An 18,231-nucleotide genomic window follows, 5' to 3' on the forward strand; every position below is an offset into this window, starting at 1 on the left:
TGCAAGTTCCCCGCTCCGCCGGCGCGACGACACCTCCCCCATACCGCAACCGCGCCCGGAGGAGGGAACCGGCACGCCGGGCCGGAACCCGCGACGCACTGTCGGCCCCCTCCGCAGACCCCCGGGGACAAAACCCGCCTATGCCGGATACCGGATGTTCCGGGTGCCGGGTCCGCTGGGAAACGACAGAGCCGGTCGCCCCGTCGCTTTGCCCCGGCCAGCGAAGCGGAGGGCCTGCTTGTCAGCCAACACGGATCTGGAACCGGCATACGGGAAAGCAGGCCCTCGACGGCGGCGCCTGCCTGCATACGCCGGACTCGGTGGCACCGGACGGACACGGTGCTGGCCGCGAGGGCGGCCCTCGACGACCTGGTCCGCGGCAGAATCGTCCCGTAGGAACCGCGTGGGTCGGTTCCTGCCCCCAGGCGTTCAGTACGGACCAGCGATACAAGTCGCTTGCGTTCCAGCGCGAGGGCGGCGGCATCGCGGCACCCGAAACGCCTGACAGTGGCCTCCTCTTGTGTGTGGGGGCCACTGTCAGGGGCTTCGTCTGAGAGTTTGTCCGCCGGTCAGTGGGGCGTCCGGTGCCCGTCCCCTCAGAGGTGGGGAGCGGGCAGTGCGGACCGCCCCTGTCCGGACGCGTGGGTGATTTCCAGGGCCGCTTACCAGACGGCGTCGAGGAGCTGTCCGTTGATGTGCCCGCGGGTCCAGTCGACGCAGGTCGGACGATCGCCTGTGCCGGTGCGGCAGAACTCTTCCAGCGCGGATCGGATCAGGGCGGCCGGCAGGGTGCAGCGGGGGTCGTAGAAGAGAGGGTAGTGACTCTCCGACACGACGCGGGGGTCGAAGGCGGGCGGGTTCGGGTTGTCGGACACCCAGATGTGCTCTGTGATGTCGCTCTGCTCCCGGGCGGCGCGTTCATCTTCGACGTACCAGGTCAGCCCGCCGTATCCGGTGGAGGCATTGACGGAGACGCACAGGGTGTTGTCCGGCCAGGGGGCCGGTTTGCCGGTGAACGGTGCCTTGTCGAACATGAGGCACACGGTCTCGCCGGGGTCGGTCCAGGGGTTGTTGAAGGTCTCGTACCGCAGATTCGTCATGATCTCGTCGATGACCGCGGACATCTCCTGCCATGTTTCCGCGTGGTGGTATTCATTGTGAATGATGGCGTTGAGTATCATCTCTATCCCTTCCCCTCCAGTCGCCTCTTCCCCTTGGGATGCCATACTGTCATGTTCCATCCCGTGGGCAGGATTGCCGGGACCGCTGTAACGCAGTCGTATCTCACGGCGCACACGCCGTCGGGATGGTTGATGGCGACGACAAGTTCCCTGGGTATCTTATCGCCTCTGCCCTGCTGCACTTCCTGCCTCACCCACCATGCGTACATGGTCTCGACGTGGTACGCGGCGGAGTACTCTTTCATCCCTTTACGGAGCTTCTCCATCTCGGGATGATCCTCAAGGAACGCACTGGCATCTTTGCGGATGGACTGCCAGCCGTCAGGGGCGTGATTCCCGCTTGATATCTGAACCGTTACGGATTTGCCCGAAGGGTCAAACATGCGGCCCGTGGTGACATGCCTGTCGGCGAGTTCTTCCAGGGCCTGCTTGATGAAGACCGGGCATTCGGAGTTGTGGACGAGGACGGGTGTCTTCCCCGCCAGTACATAAAATGTATGGGGGTCGTCGACGTCGAGGGTGTAGGTGCGGGCGTACTGGGTGCGGGGGAGGTTCTTCCGGACGGTGACGGTGGTGCCGTCGAATGCCCGCAGGGTCATTCCGGCGCGCAGGTCGGCGGCCTTGATCCAGTCCTTGTGGGAGGGGGACCAGAAGGGGTGCTCGTCCGTTGCGGTGATGCGTTCCTCACCGTGGCTGGTGGTGAGGGTGAGTTCGCTGAAGCGGCGGTCGCTTTCGGTGACGATCAGGTCGGTGACCGCGCGTGGCCCGGTCTCGCCTGTGCGGGGGTCGGTGGCGATGACCTGGTCGCCGGGTCCGACGGACTCGATGGGCTTGGTCGAGTGGTCCGCCATGAGCACCTGCGTGCCGGGGAGGAAGCACTGGACGCATTTCGCCACGATCTCGGCGTAGCGGGTGTCGCTGCCGAGGTCGTCGACCTTCTTCGAGGCGGGCTGGTCGAGGTACTTCGCGTACTTGGCGTAGGTGAGCTCTCCGACCAGGGGGACCAGGCCGAAGCCGGCGATGGCACAGCCGGTGAAGCTCGGGTCGGAGAGGCATTCGAGGGCGTCGTTGACGCCGAACATCTCGCCGGCGAGTTTGAGTACCGACGGGTCACTGGCCGGGAACTCGACGATCCATTCGCCGGGTTGGAAATGGGAGGCCAGCAGGCAGCCTGGCACTCCGTCCCGGTAGGGGTTGACGTTGCAGTAGCGCTTCTTCTTCTGGCTGGCCTCCTCGGCGGCCTGCTTGCGCTGTTCTTCGGCCTTGCGGCGGGCTTCGGCGAGTTCGGCTTCGCGCTTCTCGATCACGCTCGCCCATGCCTGGCGGGCGTGGCCCTTGGCCTCGTTGGCGCTCTGGTTCGCCAGGAGCGCGGAGACGAAGGCGTCGCCGGCCGCCTCGTCGGCGAGGGACGCGGACTGGCGGGCGTAGGAGGCGGAGAATTCGGCCTGGGCCGCTGATTCCTCGGCGGCCGCGGCGTCGTGTTCGGCGCGCTCTGCGGCGGCGCGTGCGGTGCGTGCCGATTCACCTGCCTGGCCGGCCGATCGGGCAGCCTCGGCGGCCGACGTGTGCGCTTGGTCGGCGTAGCCGATGGCTTCCGCGGCAGAGGCGGCGGCCTGCGCGGCGGCGTCCTGGGCTTCGGCGCTGGCCTTGTTGGCGTGGGCGGCTGCCTCGGCGGCGATCCAGCGGTTCTGCCGGGCCCTGGCGGCGACGACGTCCGCTTCGTGAATCAGTTGCTGGACCTGGGCGACATGGGTATCGGCGAGTTGGTCCTTGCGGTCGGCCATGTACTGACCGACTTCGATGAAGGCGTGCAGCTGATCGGCCGGGCCGGACAGGGCGATCATCGCCGCTGCCTTCATCTCCGGGCCGCCGTCGTTGTACAGCTTTCCGGCGGCGGCGCGTTCGTCGACGTTGCGCGCCCGGTACTGGCCGCTGTTGAGGAAGTCGGTCAGGGCCTTGGGGCTGCCGTCGGTCAGGGCTTTCTCGGCGGCCGTTTTGACGCTGGTGCCACCGTTGTTGTGGATCTTGCCGATCCGGGCGCGGTAGTCGACCGTGGCCACCTGATGCTGGCCGGTGGTGTGGAACGTGCGGATCTGTTCGGCGGTGCCCGTGAGGGCGGCGGCCGCGGCGGTACGGACGGCGTCGTAAGGGCTGGTGGTGGCCAGGTCGGCCACCTGCTGGCGGATCTCGTCCTGTTCGGCCTGTTCCCAGCCGGTGCGCAGGTAGTCCAGGACGTCTTCGTCACCGCCCGTCAGGGCCCCTCTGGCGGCCTCCTGCCGCCAGGAGCCGTGAGTCTTGAGGACACGCAGTGCCAATGCCCGGCCCTGGGGGACGAGGGTGGTGGTGTCGGCGTCCGGTGCCACGGCCCGGGCGGTCAGGGCGACGGCGTCGTCCTGCAGGTCCTTGACGTCCAGGAGGGCGCGTGCCGTCTCGACGGTGAACTCGTCGCTTGTGTCCTTGCGGGAGCGGGCGAGTTCGACGGCGGCGGTGGTGCGGGTGGCCAAGTCCTCCGTCTCGGTCTTCCGGGCGAGGGCGAAGACCTCCTTGGCGGTGGTCACTGCGGTGGTGGCGGCTTCGGCGGCCTGCCGGGCGGCTTCGGCGTGTTTGTTGGCCTGTGCGGCGGCGGTGGCGGAGTCGCCCGCGTGTCTGGCGGCTTCTTCTGCGGCAAGGGCGGCGTTCTCCGCGTGCCGGGCTGCGGAGTCGGCGGCGTCTCGGGCCTGGCCTGCTACTCGGGCGGCTGTACGGGCCAGGTTCTCCGCGGCGGTGGCGGCCCGGTCGGCCTCCCGGGCGTGCCGCCGGGTCTCCGCGGCGGCTGTTTTGGCCTTGGAGGAATGAACCCCCGCAGCCTCGGCATGCCGGTTGGCGTTTTCGGCTGCATCGGCGGCGGCATAGGCGTTTGCTGTGGCGCCCCGTGCCGCCTGGGCTGCGTCGGCGGCTTTGAGGGTGGCCACGATGGCCTTGTCGACGGCCTGCCGGGCCTTCTTGGCCCCCTCCGCCGCCGCTCGGGCGCGGGCCGCGGCCTTGTTCGCCTCCTCGGCCTTGGTCGCGTCGCCAGCGGCTGCGGCGGCCGCGCTCAGAGCGTGGGCAGCGGCATCGGCCGCACCCGCAGCCGCGTTGGCGGCCTGGGCTGCTGCCAGCGCGGCAACCCGGGAGGCACGGTTCGCGGCTTCGGCCGCGGCGACGGCCTGCTGGGATGCCTGCGCCGCGCCCTTGGCCGCGTCGGCGGCCTGCTGTGCGAGCCGGGCCGCCTTCTGGGCATCCTTGCCGGCGGCCTCGGTCTCCTGAGCGGCCAACTCCGCGGCTTCCTTGGCCAGCGCGGAGGAGGCGATGGCCCGGTCCTTCGCCTCGATTGCCTCCTCGGTGGCCTGCTCGGCCCGGGCGCCTGCCTGTTCCGCCTGCTCGGCGAGCTGTGCGACGGTGACGTGTTCCTGGTCGCGGCTGCGGGCCACATGCTGCCCGATCTCCAGGAACTCCAGGACGTCAGCCGGCGTGCCCTTCAGCGCGATCTCGCCGGCTGTCTTCATGTTCGGCCCGCCGAAGTTGATCAGCTTGCCGACCGCGGCCCGGTTGTCGACCTCACGAGCCCTGTGCTGGCCCTCGGTCAGGAACTGCGCCACGTCCCCGGGGGCGCCCTGCAGGGCCTTGACACCCGAGTTCCTGACACCCCGGCCACCGGCATTGATGATCTTGCCGGCCTCCGCCCGCCGGTCGACCTCCAGGGGCTTCTTCCAGCCGTCCTTGAGGAAGTCCCGCGCCTGCTGCGGATCGGGCGAACGCAACGCCGTCAGGGCCGCGGCGCGCACCGCCGGACCACCGTCGTTGATCATTCGCCCGGCCGCGACGCGGTCGTCGATCCGCTGGATCCCCTCCAGATCCTTCAGGAAAGCGGCGATGTCGTCATCCGACCCCCGCAGCGCCTTCTCGGCCCCGGTCCGGACCCCCCTGCCACCGATCTCCCATTGGTAGAGGACAAAACCCCGGTCCTGCGGTGACAGAACAGGATCCGGCTCCGCACCCGGTTCGGTGGCGGCAGCGGGCGTCTGCCCGAGCAGGCCCACCAGCAGGACGGTGGGCAGCAGCACGCTGCCTGCGCCGCGCGCTCTCCCCATCCATTTCTCACGTCTGCGCCGCTGCACGCGGCCTGACTGCGCCCCTGCGGGGCGCGGTTCCGGTCTCATCGTCCGGACCCCTTCTTCTCGGGTTGAATCACCACAACCAGAACAAGCGGGCGTTACCTCGCAAGGGCCACGTGTCTTGCAGCGAGCGCCGCGCATGGTTGCGTGTCACAGACCTCATCAAAGATGCAGATAGCATCACTTGACGGTCTGTTTGTCCATATCTTATATATACTTTACGTAAGCTAATTTCATGGTGAAGTGACTGTGATCACTCTCTTTGGGAGGAAGAACATGACCCCACTCCGGAACCGCGGCGTGATGCGCTTCGGCGGCCTCATCGCCGCCGCTGTGTGCGCCGCGCTCGGCACCCTGGCGGTGGCTCAGGCCGCCCCTCAGGACACCCCCGGCCAGGCGCGGCCCCCGGCCGTCACCGACATGCCCGTGGCTGTAGAGGACTTCGTCCACCCCGGCGCGGACGCGCACCTTGCGGAACGCGGTATCACTCTCCAGCGCGGAGACGGTGGCATCACCCTCACCGACTGCAAGAACGACCACGACATCCAGATCGAGTCCTTCGCCGGGGCCAACTACTTCTGCTTCAGCGTCACCGGCAAACAGGGATACCTCGCCATGGAGCTTCCCGACGTGTTCGCGATGTGGACCAAGGACCACCCCGTCCGCGCCAAGCTCACCGCCGAGGGAGAGACCCACTTCGTCGACGCGGCCAAGAACAAGTACACCCCCATCGGTGAGAACAGCGACCTCGGCAAGCCCTCCGTCCTCCTCGAACTGCGCCTCACCAGCTGACCCACGGGCCGATCCCCCACCCGGAACCCGATCAGGGGCCCGGATCATTCCGCACAAGAACCAAGGAACCTCCGTGTCCGCACGACACTCCCGCACTGCCGCTCTGGCCAGTGCCGCAGCGGTCCTCGCCGCCGGCGTGCTCGCCCCCGCCCCTGCTCACGCGGCCACCGGCCCAGCAGCTCCCGCTGCCTCTCACTCGTTCACCGCGAAGCTGGAGATCGGCACCGGTGACGCCAGGCGTACCTGCACCGGCGCGCTGATCGACGCCCACCAGATCGTGACGGCGGCCTCCTGCTTCGCCGCAGATCCCCAGCAGCCGGGGGCCCTGGCCGCTGGTGCGCCGCCGTTCAAGACCACCGCGACCATCGGCCGCACCGACCTGTCCGGGACCGGTGGCCACGTCACCGACGTCGTGAAACTGCTGCCACGCGCGGACCGGGATCTGGTGGTCGCCTTTCTCGCGGAGCCCGCGACCGGGATCACTCCCGTCCCGCTCGCCACCACGGAGGCGGCCGAAGGGGACCGGCTGACGGTCGCCGGGTACGGCCGCACCCGGACACAGTGGGTACACAACCGCCTGCACACCGCCGTATTCACCGTCAAAGCCAACGATGGCACCGCGCTGAACATCACGGGAGCCTCCGCGGGGGACGCGATCTGCAAGGGCGACACCGGTGCTCCGCTGCTGCGGGAGACCAGCGGCACGGTGGAACTCGTCGGTGTGGCGTCCCGTTCCTGGCAGGGCGGCTGCTTCGGCGAGACCGAGACCCGTACCGACGCCATCGTCACCCGCGTCGACAACACCCCGCTGGGCAACCGTCTCGCCTCCGGTCAGCGGCTGCACCCCGGTGACGCACTCGCCTCCGCCTCCGGCACCCTCAGCATGAGCAAGGACGGTGACCTCTCCATCACCTCCAACGCCGGGAAGACCCTGTGGTCGACGGGCACCTCGGGCAACCCCGGCGCGACCGCCCTGCTCGACGCCGCCGGCAATCTCACGGTCCGCAGCACGGCCGACGCCGTCCTGTGGGAGTCGAAGACCACCGCCCCCGGCGGTCGCCTCGTCCTCCAGGACCGAGGCAACCTTGTCCTCCGCAACACCCAGGGCCAGTCCCTCTGGTCAAGCGGTTCCGCGCTGCGACACGACTACAACCGCAATGGCCGCAGCGACGTCGCCGCGTGGTACGACCAGGCTGACGGACCCAGGCTGCACAGCTACTTGGCCGATGCCGAAGGTGCCTTCCACTGGCAGCTGGCACCCATGGGTGTCCCGTCGGGCGACTTCTCCGCTTCCCGTGTCAAGCCGGTGACCGGAGACTTCAACGGCGACGGCCTGGGCGATGCCGCCACCGTCCACGGCAGTGCCGACGGACGTGTCTCCCTGTGGACCTGGAACGGCAGGAGCGCTGTACGACCTCTGGGCGGTGTATTCGATCAGCCCTTCCGCTCCTGGACCGTGGAGCCCGGCAACTGGGACTTCGCCCGCATGACCCCCCACAGCGGTGACTTCAACGGCGACGGCCGTGACGACGTCGCGATCTGGTACGACTACCACGACAAGAGCGACACCATCTGGATCTTCACCGCCAACGCCCAGGGCGGCTTCAACTCTCCGGTGAACGCCTGGACCACTCAGACCGGCTGGGAGAAGTCCCGCGCCAAGACGGTCACAGGAGACTTCAACGCCGACGGCCGCGACGACATCGCCGCCCTCTACGACTACGCCGACGGCAGCGAGAAGCTCTGGACCTTCACCGCCACCCCCGCCACCACCCTCACCCCCATCTCCTCCTGGTCCTCCACCACCTGGGGCGACTGGAACCGCACCACCCTGCGGGCGGGCGACTTCAACGCCGACGGCCGCGACGACGTGTCCGCCTGGTACGACTACGCGGACGGCCGCGACGCCGTCAACGTCTTCCCCGCCACCACATCGGGCACCTTCACCACCTACTACCAGGCATGGAGCGCACCCGCTGGCCACTTCGACGCCGCCCGTATCAAGCAGGTCACCGGAGACTTCAACGGTGATGGCCGCGACGACCTCGCCGCCATGTACAACTACGCTGCCGGTAACGTCAGCCTGCTCACCTGGACCACGAGGACGGACGGGAAGCTGAACGGCCACACCGTCAGCGCAACCCGCCCGGCCACCGAGTGGGCCTTCGACCGAACCACCCTCCTCCAGCAACAGTAAGAACAATCCGAATATCCCGGTCCCACCCGCTGCCCAGGGCGGGACCGGCACATGGATACCCCCATACTGCCCGCGGTCCGGGATACAGGGGCGGCAGATCGACACACGGTCGTCCCCGATGCGGGTACTTCACAGAACTCCTGGCACGGGCGAGTCCGTGCCAGGAGTTCTCCATGCCCGGTGAGGCGTCGCAAGTCAGGTGAAGAACACCTACCGAAATGATCTTCGAGCGGGTCCTGCGACTCCTCCGGTTTGCCTCGAAGCGGCTCAGAGGGCGCCCGGATCGCGGGTTGACCTGCTCGATGCGTCACGGCAGCACAGTGGTGCTCCGACGCCAGGCCAGTGCGGCCAACACCGGGGCCTCCAGCAGCAGCGGCCGCAGGATCAGCGGGGAGCCGGGCTCGGCTGCGTCCGGGCCTTCGCTACGTCCAGGCCCCCTTCCGTGCGGCACCCGCCACCCCACCCGGCTGGCATCGTCTCGCATCAACAGCACTTCGGCGCGAGCAAGGCGGGCGCCCAATCCCGCAGATCAGGCTGACAGGAGACGGCGAGGATCAGCACACTGAGCACATGCGATACGAAACGAGAGCCGAGAGAGCCAGGCTCAAGGGCGTGAGGGTCCTCATTTCGCTGGGCGTCCTCGTCGCCTCACCCGTGTTGCTGACTGCGGGAGCACCGATCCGCCGCCGCTACCTCCGCTACGTCTACCGTGATGAGGCCCCGCACATCCTCGACAAGCAGCGCAGCCAGGTCAGCGCCCACTACTTCGTGGTCACTCACCCTCTCCTCGCATGGCTCTGCTGGCCCACAGAGGCACTCGCCCGCCTCATCCGACGCCGAGGCTGGACGACAAGCTGAGGGACGGAGATCGAGGAGGCCGACTTTCCCTAACTGAGTGGACGGTTCGTCACCGGGCCGGCCTTCGCCCGGGGTCGGAACCGGTCTGCTGACCTCCGTGCGACAGCACTGCCTGCCCCGAGGGTGGAGCCGGGTACGCCGAACCCAGTCACCGGCAGATCTGCGCGAGCGGGTCGCGGAGGCCGGACGCGAAGACTGGCTCGGCCAGGCCGAGGGGCTGCGCGTCAGCCCTGCCGCTACCGAGAACAAACTCTCCCGGCTCGACGACCGCCGACACCGGGCTACGACCATCAACCTCGGGATCCCGCCCCTCCGCGAGATCGCGGCCCGCATCTCGCAGTGCAGAGGAAGGGGTCACTGGCCTCACTTGGCACGCTGTCCGACACGCAGGACACTCAGATAACGGCGTGACGCCCGGTCGCCCATTCGCGTGCGAATGCGCTCGGCGACGGCGTCGAGCAGAGGCTCACGGACATCCAGGTCGAGTCTCCGGTACAGCGACAATGAGCGAAGGTGATCGGCGAAGCCGTCCCCGTTGAACCACTGAACGGCTGGATACCAGCGCACGATCGTCGGGCCGAACAATTCTCCGGGACCGTCGGCCAGGCCCCACCCCTCGTCGGTGGTGCGCACCTCGTCCTCCAACGGTGGATGACCCCAGCCGGGGTTCCCGGGGCAGAACTGCTCGTGCAGATCGACGGTCTCGGCGTACACTTCCGGCTCGCCCGGCAAGCGGACGACGACGTGGCCGAGCAACGCCATCCAACCCCCGGGAGAAAGCACGTCGTGCGCTCGCTGCCAGCCGGTCGACGGGTCGACCCAGTGCCACGATGACGCAGCCACGAGAACATCGAAGCGTCGGCCGCGGTCATCCCACTCCTCAAACGCCGACCTCTCGACGTCGACCTCGCGGAAGGAGGCGAGCCGCCGGCGTGCGAGTGCGGCCATGTCCGCGCCCGGCTCGACGGCGGTCACTGAGCATCCGAGCGCTGCCAGTGAACGCGTCGCCTGACCAGTACCGCAGCCCACCTCCAGCACCGACGACCCTTCGTCCAAGCCGGTGACGGCGACAAGGTCCGCGAACAGTTCGCCGGTATATCCCGGCCGTCCAGACCCGACAGGGTGCTCACTCGGTGTCAGCCACAGCTCAGGCTGAGACTCTCAGCTCTTCGGGCAGAAGTACGCTGCCCTTATGACGCTCTACTTCGATGCGGCGGCGGTGCTGTTCCAGGTGTACCCGAGCGGTAACGGTCGCTGGGAGGACCGCCTGTGGCTCAATGTCCCGGGTCCGGTGTACGGCGCCGAGACGGACAACTGTGCGACAGGTCGGCTCGAAGCCCCGCGTCACATCCACTACGGCGGTCAGTACTTCACTGAGTACGTATACCGCCAGCCGCGCACACCGGGCGAGGTGAGAGACGTACTCAGTGCCATCGAGGCGGAGCCCATGGACGGCTATGCCTGGGACGGAGACCAGCGGTGGACACCGGAGTTGGTTCGGGAATGGTGGCGGGACCGGGAGCGGATCCTGGAGTACCTGAGAGACCAGGTGCACGAGTGGGAGCGGTACGACCGGTGGATCCCGAACCAACGAGCAGTGGAGGGTGCCCTGGATTTCGCGGCCTACATCGCTGGCGGCACCGACTCCGGATGCCTGGAGACGGACCTGCAGATCTATCTCTACTGGCTACAGGAACGCCGCTCTCCCACCCCGGCCGACCGACTGCCCGAGCTCTAGGAGTTGTCGTCAAAGTGTCAGGCCCACATCAGAAGCGATGCGAGGGTGACGGCTGCTTGGTAGGACTGTGCGGTCTTGTCGTACCTGGTTGCGATGCCGCGCCACTGCTTGAGGCGGTTGAAGCACCGTTCCACGACGTTGCGGTGCTTGTAGGTCTCACGGTCAAAGGCCGGCGGACGGCCGCCGGTACGGCCTCGCCGGGCCCGGTTTCGGGTCTGGTCGGCCCGCTCGGGAATGGTGTGGGCGATGCCGCGGCGCCTGAGCCAGGTGCGGATGGCCTTCGAGCTGTAGCCCTTGTCGCCAATGACGTGGTCGGGCCTGATGCGAGGTCGGCCCGGCCCGATCCGAGGCACTCGTATCGCGTCCATCACGGCCGTGAACTGGGTGCAGTCGTTGGTGTTCCCGCCGGTCAGGACAAAGGCCAGAGGGCGGCCGCCCCCGTCGCAGGCGAGGTGGATCTTGCTCGTCAGTCCGCCTCTGGACCGGCCCAGGGCCGGGCTCCGGAGCCCCCTTTTCGGGCTCCGGCCGCGTGCTGGTGGGCGCGGACGATGGTGGAATCGACCGACACCAGCCACTCGATGTCCCCTGCCGCATCGGCCTTCGCCAGCGCGGCCTGGAGTATCCGGTCGAACGTGCCGTCCGCCGCCCATCTGCGGAAACGGGTATGGAGGCTGGTCCAGGAACCGTATCGCTCAGGCACGTCCCGCCAGGCAACCCCGGTCCGGAACTTCCACACGATCCCATTGAGGACCGTCCGGTCGTCCAGCCGAGGCCGCCCCAGCACAGGTCGGGGCAGCAGTGGCCGTATGAGTTCCCACTCGGCATCGGACAGTTCATGGCGGCGTATCACCCCTCCATGATCCACAATCCAAGATCACTTTGACGACAAGCTCTAGCACTCCAGCAGGATTTCGCTGTCTGAGCTGTGGTTTTCAGCGGGGTGCGGGAGTGTAGCGGGTTGGTGGGTGGTCGGGGGCGGGCTCACGGAGGCCGCCCCTCGAACGTGTGCATCCGCCGCTGGTAGTGACAGTGGCGTGCGACTGCCTGGTGTTGTCGGCGCCAGGTCGACCAGTTCATAGCGTGGCGTCGGCCGCGGTGTCCGCACAGGTGTGGGGGCTGGGGCCGACAAGCTGCCAGGAGTCGCCGAATCTCCGCCACGGTGATCTCAACGGCCCCGTTGGCCTCACCGGTTCCGCCCCCTTTGCCCGGGCCTGCTGTGCCGTGGCCGCGAGGAAGGCGTGCGCGAGCATGGCGAGGGTGATGTGCCGGTACCAGCCGACGTATCTGCGGACTTCGTACTGGTCCAGGCCGCATTCATTCTTCGCGGCCTGGAAGCACTCCTCGATCGCCCAGCGCGCCCCGGCGATCCGCACGAGCTGGTGGGCGGTGGTCTCCAGCGGGGCGTAGGCGAGGTAGTAGGCGATCTCGTCGGGCCTGCGGATGCTGCGGCGGGCCAGCGCCCACCGCATCCGGCAGGGGAACTCGCCCTGGTAGTCGAACTCGGCGACGGCCGGCAGCCGCACTGCCGCCCAATGGTAGAGGCGCGGTCCCTTCGCGCCGTCGCCGCAGGAGGCTTTCTCCCACGCCTCGTCCGGGGCCCGGGCGAACAGGCCGTCGATGCGGGGGCAGCCCACGGTGAACTGTGACGTGGGCACGGCCAGGACGTAGCCGGTGCCGGTCTGTTCCAGCAGTCGGCGGAAACGGCCGTCCTGTCCGTCGGCGGAGTCCGCGGTGACCCAGGCGACGGGCAGCGGCGAGGCGAGGGTACGCAGCACCATGCGGCGGGCCAGTTGGCCCTTGGTGGCGGACTCCCGGCCGTCGGGGACTCTGGCCGTCCGGCAGCGTTCGCGGTCCTCGGCCCAGGTCCTGGGGAGGGAGAGCTCGGGGTCGACCAGTGCCCGGCCGCGCGTGGTGGAGTAGGCGGCGAAGACGCCTGTCTGGCAGTTCTCGGTGCGGCCGGCGGTTCCGGAGTACTGGCGCTGGACCCCGGCGGACGTGGTGCCCTTCTTGATGAAGCCGGTGTCGTCGACGACGAGGACTCCTTCGTCTTCTCCCAGCTTGTCGGCTCTGTATTCCTGCAGGTCGTCGCGGATGTCGTCGGCTTCCCACTTCGCACCGGCCAGCAGGTGCTGCAGGCCGTCGGGAGTGGCGTGGCCCGCCTGCTCGGCCAGCTGTTCTTGCGTGCGACCGGGGCGAGCAGGCCGCGCGCGTAGTCACGCGTACGGCGGCGGAGCTCGACGCGGCGGAAACGGTGGCCGATGGTCAGGAAGAGGTCGTCCAGCTCCAGGTCCCACTGCTCGGCAGCACTCTCGGTGATCACACAGGGAGGCTTCCCCGGACGCTGTCACTACCAGCGGCGGATGCACACGTTCGAGGGGCGGCCTCCGTGAGACCGCCCCCGACCACCCACCAACCCGCTACACTCCCGCACCCCGCTGAAAACCACAGCTCAGACAGCGAAATCCTGCTGGAGTACTAGGTTCGCTCATCGGCGGTTGAGTGACCGGTGAAGGCTGACTTCCGGGGGAGGCGGTGGGGCATGACGCGTGAAGATCTCGCGGCGATGCTCGGTGAGCAGACGACGGCATGTGGACCAGCACGCGATGCCCTGCTCAGCGGAGGCGCCTTTGTGCTGTGGGACGGCCTGGTCCCCGCAGGCGAGGTCACGCGTATCCACCGGGCCAGGCTTCGGATCACCCGGAAGCGTGGTCAGCAGACACAAGCCCTTGCGGCCGCTGTCAACATCCTCGGCCAGGCGGAAGGCGCCCTTCTCCGGATCGGCCGCGTTGATGCCGCTGACGCGTCGTGGACGTTCATGCTCTTCCTCGACGCCGCCACTACCGAAGTACTGGCCTGCACCGGAGTGGCCCGGGCGAAGCCCATCACGAGACCGGCGTCGAGCCGATGCGGAATCGATCCCGCATCAAGCGATACGGAGTGCCACAGGACCACTCAACCCGCTCCCCGGTGGACCCGCCGAACCCGCCGTTGGATATGTCCGGTTCCCGGGCCGAAGTACTAGCCTGCGGGGGTGAACATCTCTCGTGTGGCTCGCGTCCCGCAGGTACCGGGGAAACGCCCCCGGGTCGGGCACATCCAGTTCCTCAACTGCCTGCCGATCTACTGGGGCCTGGCCCGCACCGGCGGCCTGCTCGACCTGGAGTTGACCAGGGACACCCCGGACAGGCTGAGCGTCCTGCTGGTCGACGGGACCCTGGACATCGGTCCGATCGCCTGCGCGGAGTACCTCAAGCACGCCGGTGACCTGGTACTGCTGCCGGATATCGCGGTGGGCAGCGACGGTGCGGTGACCTCGTGCCTGATCGTCAGTCAGGTACCGCTGGGTGAGCTGGACGGGCGGCGGGTCGCCCTGGGATCCACCTCGCGTTCGTCGGTACGCCTGGCCCGGCTGCTGCTGGAGGAGCGGGAAGGGGTCCGCCCGGAGTACTTCAGCTGTCCGCCGGACCTGCCGGTGATGATGCGGGACGCGGACGCCGCGGTGGTGATCGGCGACGTCGCGCTCCGCGCCCACCTCCATCAGGCCCGGGAGCTGGGCTTGCGGGTCCACGACCTGGGCGCGATGTGGAAGGAGTGGACGGGGCTGCCGTTCGTCTTCGCCGCCTGGGCCGTCCGCAGGGACTACCTGGAGCGGAATCCCCGTATCGTGCGCGAGGTGCACCGGTCCTTCCTGGAGTCCCGGGATCTCTCGATGGCCGAGGTCGACAAGGTCTGTGAGCAGGCGGCCCGGTGGGAGGCGTTCGACGAGGAGACCTTGCGCCGCTACTACACCGAGGCCCTGGACTTCTCCTTCGGCGAACGCCAGCTGGAGGGTGTCCGCGAGTTCGCCCGCCGCATCGCCGCGGACTCCGGATCCGACCCTGAACCCGTGATCTCGATCCTCCAGCCGTGACGGGCACGGCAGACCGTGACGGGAACGGCCGGCCGTGACAGCCACGACCGGCCGTGGCAAGGACGGCCGGCCGTGCCCTGGACACTCCGGGCGGGCGCGGCTCAGAAGCCGGAGGCCGGGCGTGGGGTGTAGTGCTCCTCCAGCCGGGTCAGCTCTTCGGCACCGAGTACGAGTTCGGTGGCGGCGACGGCGTCGGTGAGGTGGTGGGGCCGGGTGGCGCCGACGATCGGCGCGGTGACGGCCGGCTGGTGCATGACCCAGGCCAGCGCCACCTGGGCGCGGCTGACGCCGCGTTCCGCCGCGATGGCGGCGACCGCGTCGACGATCCCCCGGTCGGCCTCGGCGGTCGGGCCGTAGAGGATCTCCTCGGCGCCGTCGGTGCTGCTGCGCCTGGTCCGCTCGTCCGGGTCGCGGGTCAGCCGGCCGCGTGCCAGGGGGCTCCAGGGGATCACACCGATGCCCTGGTCCAGGCAGTACGGCAGCATCTCCCGCTCCTCCTCGCGCTGCAACAGGTTGTACTGGTCCTGCATGGACACGAACCGGGTCCAGCCGTGCAGGTCAGCGGTGTGCTGGAGGTTGGCGAACTGCCAGGTCCACATCGAGGACGCGCCGATATAGCGGGCTTTGCCGGCCTTCACCACGTCGTGCAGCGCCTCCATGGTCTCCTCGGCCGGTACGTTCGGGTCGAGCCGGTGGATCTGGTACAGGTCGATGTAGTCGGTGTCCAGCCGGCGCAGGCTCTCGTCCACCTGGGTGAGGATCGCCGCCCGGGACAGGCCCCCGCCCTTCGGCCCGGGACCCATCGTGGCGTACACCTTGGTGGCGATGACCACCTCGTCACGCTTGGCGAACTCGCGCAGCAACCGGCCGGTGATCTCCTCACTGGAGCCGAGACCGTACATATTGGCGGTGTCGAAGGCCGTGATCCCGGACTCGATGGCCTGTTTGAAGTACGGCCGTGACTCCTCGATGCCCAAGGACCACTGATGGGTGCCGCGGGCCGGATCTCCGAAGCCCATGCAGCCCAGCACGACCTTGAAGATCGACAGTCCGCTCTTGCCCAACCGGATGTACTGCATGGCGCGATCCTCACCAGGTGACGGGAACGGGGCGCCGGGCACGCTGCTGCCGTGCCCGCACGGGACAGCCGGGTGGCCCCCGTGGCGGCCCCCTCCATGACTGAACATTCGTTTAGCCATGGAGGATAGCGCAACCCTGTCCCCGCGCGATCGTGCTGCGGGAGGCGGGCGATCGGGGTCATTCCGTGACGAGCCAGACCACTTCGTCGACGAAGTCGAGGAGGGCCTCGGCCGTCACCGGCTCTCCGGAGGCATGCCAGAGCGCGACCCGTCCATGGGCCGCCGTGAAGACCAGGACCGCGGCCCGCCGCGCGGGCAGCCGAAGCCGTACACCGGCCCGTTGACAACCCTCGAACGCGGTGGCCACCCTGGTCACGAGATCGATCATGGGGCCGGCCCGGGGTGTCGTGAGCGGCTGGTGGTTGATCAGCAGGCGGTAGTGGCCGGGGTGGTCCACCACGTACTGGCAGTAAGTCCGCACCTGGGCCCGCACCCGCTCCAGCGCGGCGTCCTGCGGGCATGAACCGCCGGCCTCGGCCATGGCCCGCGAGATCTGCTCGTACTCATATTCGATCAGGCCCTTGACCAGCGCGGATTTATCGGTGAAGTGCTGGTAGACGGCGCCCGGTGAGATGCCCGCGGCGCGCGCGACACCGCGGATCGTCAACCCTTCCTCGCCGCCCAGCTCGGACAGCAGGCGCGCGGCCCCCTCCAGGATCTCCAGGCGGAGTCGGTCACCTTGTCCTCGTGGGTTGCGCGTGCGCTGGGAAGTCTCGGCCACGAGGCACTGTAACCGGTGGCGGGCGGACCCACGGGACGGCCCGAGCCGCCCGCGCCGGTCTCGCGCACCCGGTCTTGTCCGGAGGTACTTTGTTCCCCAACACTTAACAAACGTTCACCTATGGGGAGTGGAGGAGGGCATGGTGCCGTGCCGGGCCCGCTGCCGCACCAGGCCCGGCACAGCCGAACCACTCCTCACGACAAGGAGCCCACTGATGAGAACCGACACCGGCCCCGCTCTCGCCCGCCCGGAGTCCGGGCCCGTCACCGGCCTCCGTGGCGCGGACCGGTTACTCCGGTTCCCGGGGATCCGCTACGGAACGGCCGCACGCTTTGCGCCACCGGTCCGGCCCGCCCGGCACACCGGCACCGTCGATGCCACCCGGCCGGGCCCGATCTGCCCACAGCTCCCGTCCCCCCTGGAACCGGTCTTCGGCCCGCAGCGGAACGAGCCCCCGCACTCCGAGGACTGCCTCTACCTGGCGGTCACGACCCCCGGTCTCACCGGGAACCGGCCGGTGATGGTGTGGCTGCCCGGCGGCGGGTTCCTGACCGGCGGCGGCACCCTGCCCATGTACGACGGCGGGCGGCTCGCCGCAGACGGCGATGTCGTCGTCGTCTCGGTCAACTACCGTCTGGGCGCGCTCGGTTATCTCGTTCACCAAGGTGTCAGTGACGGCAACCTCGGCCTGTACGACCAGATCCTCGCGCTGGAGTGGGTGCACGACAACATCGCCGCGTTCGGCGGCGATCCGGCGAACATCACCGTCTTCGGCCAGTCCGCCGGCGCCGCCTCGGCCCTCATGCTCCTGTCCGTCCCCCGCAGCCGGCGGCTCATCCGCCGGGTGATCGCCCAGAGCGCACCGACACGGGCGACGCTCCCCACCCGCGACGAGGCATACGCGGCCGGGGTCCACTTCGCCGAGGCGGCCCGCGGTGACCTGAGGACCCTCCCGGTACGGCGGATCCTCGAAGCCCAGGCCCGCACCGCACAGGGGACCGCCGGCATGCCATCGAGGCCGCGGACGGTGCCGCTCCGGCCCGTCTTGACGGAACCGCTCGGCGAACCCGCGGCATACCGGCAGACCTTCCGGTCCGCGCCCATGCCGGATCTCCTGATCGGCTACACCTCGAACGAGGGCGGGGCGTTCGCCCGCTGTGCCCCGTCCCCCCTCCCCGGGGAGGCCGTCGCGGCGATCTCTCACCGGGTGTTCGTCGAACCGGCGCACGAGACCGGCCGACAGGTCCTCGACGCCGGCGGAGCGGCCTTCCTGTACGAGTTCGCCCGGCCACCGGCGGAAGGGGGCCTCGGCGCGGTGCACGGCGCCGAACTGCCCTTCCTGCTGGGGACGGAGGAGGCATGGGCCCAAAGCCCGCTGCTGGACGGCACCGACTGGGCCACCGTCGACGCCAGGGGCAGATCCCTCCGGCAGAGCTGGGCACATTTCGCGCGGTACGGATCGCCGGGCACCACCGAAGCCGCATGGCCGCAGTGGACCGGCGACGGGACATCCGTCCGGCGGATCACCTGGTGACCCGTACCCTCGCGGACGAGGCAGTCGT

General features: G+C 68.9%; 11 protein-coding genes and 2 pseudogenes. 6 read left to right on the top strand and 7 right to left on the bottom strand.

The genetic code is table 11. From position 1 onward, the window contains the following. Positions 1-662 precede the first annotated feature (662 nt). Both SYYSPA8_RS12895 and SYYSPA8_RS12900 read right to left on the bottom strand, forming a co-directional pair. On the bottom strand, positions 663-1,181 hold the full coding sequence (locus SYYSPA8_RS12895) for an Imm1 family immunity protein (RefSeq protein ID WP_323447240.1): 519 nt from the start codon (positions 1,179-1,181) through the stop codon (positions 663-665). A gap of 2 nt (positions 1,182-1,183) precedes the next feature. Beyond that, entirely contained in the window at positions 1,184-5,455 is a 4,272-nt protein-coding gene (locus SYYSPA8_RS12900) for a polymorphic toxin-type HINT domain-containing protein (RefSeq protein ID WP_323447241.1), read from the bottom strand. Positions 5,456-5,590: 135 nt separating this feature from the next. Between SYYSPA8_RS12900 and SYYSPA8_RS12905 the strand changes: the two genes are divergently transcribed. From SYYSPA8_RS12905 to SYYSPA8_RS12915, 3 genes are all read left to right on the top strand, one after another. Continuing rightward, positions 5,591-6,106: a hypothetical protein gene (locus SYYSPA8_RS12905; protein WP_323447242.1), complete on the top strand. Its 516-nt coding sequence runs from the start codon at positions 5,591-5,593 to the stop codon at positions 6,104-6,106. A gap of 73 nt (positions 6,107-6,179) precedes the next feature. After that, a complete protein-coding gene (locus tag SYYSPA8_RS12910) occupies positions 6,180-8,303 on the top strand; it encodes a trypsin-like serine protease (protein ID WP_323447243.1) in 2,124 nt (707 codons plus the stop codon). A 612-nt stretch (positions 8,304-8,915) separates the two neighbouring features. Then, a complete protein-coding gene (locus SYYSPA8_RS12915; protein WP_323447244.1) occupies positions 8,916-9,161 on the top strand; it encodes a hypothetical protein in 246 nt (81 codons plus the stop codon). Positions 9,162-9,524: 363 nt separating this feature from the next. Here SYYSPA8_RS12915 and SYYSPA8_RS12920 read toward each other — a convergent pair whose 3' ends face one another. Next, entirely contained in the window at positions 9,525-10,307 is a 783-nt protein-coding gene (locus SYYSPA8_RS12920) for a class I SAM-dependent methyltransferase (protein WP_323447396.1), read from the bottom strand. Between the two features lie 46 nt (positions 10,308-10,353). On the opposite strand from SYYSPA8_RS12920, the gene SYYSPA8_RS12925 reads away from it, so the two are divergent. Beyond that, positions 10,354-10,899 carry a ferredoxin gene (locus SYYSPA8_RS12925; RefSeq protein ID WP_323447245.1) on the top strand — a complete coding sequence of 182 codons (546 nt, stop codon included), beginning with the start codon at positions 10,354-10,356 and terminating at the stop codon, positions 10,897-10,899. Positions 10,900-10,916: 17 nt separating this feature from the next. On the opposite strand, the pseudogene SYYSPA8_RS12930 reads toward SYYSPA8_RS12925, so the two are convergent. Next, a pseudogene (locus SYYSPA8_RS12930) lies at positions 10,917-11,746 on the bottom strand (IS5 family transposase). Between the two features lie 226 nt (positions 11,747-11,972). Further along, positions 11,973-13,219 (bottom strand): annotated as a pseudogene (locus SYYSPA8_RS12935) (IS701 family transposase). 711 nt (positions 13,220-13,930) lie between these two features. Between SYYSPA8_RS12935 and SYYSPA8_RS12940 the strand changes: the two are divergent. Continuing rightward, a complete protein-coding gene (locus tag SYYSPA8_RS12940; protein ID WP_323447246.1) occupies positions 13,931-14,809 on the top strand; it encodes a menaquinone biosynthetic enzyme MqnA/MqnD family protein in 879 nt (292 codons plus the stop codon). A 101-nt stretch (positions 14,810-14,910) separates the two neighbouring features. Here the strand turns inward: SYYSPA8_RS12940 and SYYSPA8_RS12945 are convergent, their stop codons facing one another. Beyond that, positions 14,911-15,888: an aldo/keto reductase gene (locus SYYSPA8_RS12945; protein WP_323447247.1), complete on the bottom strand. Its 978-nt coding sequence runs from the start codon at positions 15,886-15,888 to the stop codon at positions 14,911-14,913. 178 nt (positions 15,889-16,066) lie between these two features. After that, the gene (locus SYYSPA8_RS12950; RefSeq protein ID WP_323447248.1) at positions 16,067-16,669 is read right to left on the bottom strand and encodes a TetR/AcrR family transcriptional regulator; all 603 of its coding nucleotides are present in this window, start codon (positions 16,667-16,669) and stop codon (positions 16,067-16,069) included. A 214-nt stretch (positions 16,670-16,883) separates the two neighbouring features. Here SYYSPA8_RS12950 and SYYSPA8_RS12955 point away from each other — a divergent pair, with 214 nt between their 5' ends. Further along, a complete protein-coding gene (locus SYYSPA8_RS12955; protein WP_323447249.1) occupies positions 16,884-18,203 on the top strand; it encodes a carboxylesterase family protein in 1,320 nt (439 codons plus the stop codon). Positions 18,204-18,231: the final 28 nt, after the last annotated feature.

The sequence above is a fragment of the Streptomyces yaizuensis genome (genome assembly GCF_034961445.1).
In the GTDB taxonomy this organism is placed as follows: Bacteria; Actinomycetota; Actinomycetes; order Streptomycetales; family Streptomycetaceae; genus Streptomyces; species Streptomyces yaizuensis.

Coding starts and splice junctions, on each gene's coding strand:
- SYYSPA8_RS12945 (WP_323447247.1), bottom strand. CDS start 15,888: ATGCAGTACATCCGGTTGGGCAAGAGCGGACTGTCGATCTTCAAGGTC.
- SYYSPA8_RS12895 (WP_323447240.1), bottom strand. CDS start 1,181: ATGATACTCAACGCCATCATTCACAATGAATACCACCACGCGGAAACA.
- SYYSPA8_RS12905 (WP_323447242.1), top strand. CDS start 5,591: ATGACCCCACTCCGGAACCGCGGCGTGATGCGCTTCGGCGGCCTCATC.
- SYYSPA8_RS12925 (WP_323447245.1), top strand. CDS start 10,354: ATGACGCTCTACTTCGATGCGGCGGCGGTGCTGTTCCAGGTGTACCCG.
- SYYSPA8_RS12955 (WP_323447249.1), top strand. CDS start 16,884: ATGAGAACCGACACCGGCCCCGCTCTCGCCCGCCCGGAGTCCGGGCCC.
- SYYSPA8_RS12900 (WP_323447241.1), bottom strand. CDS start 5,455: ATGCGCGGCGCTCGCTGCAAGACACGTGGCCCTTGCGAGGTAACGCCC.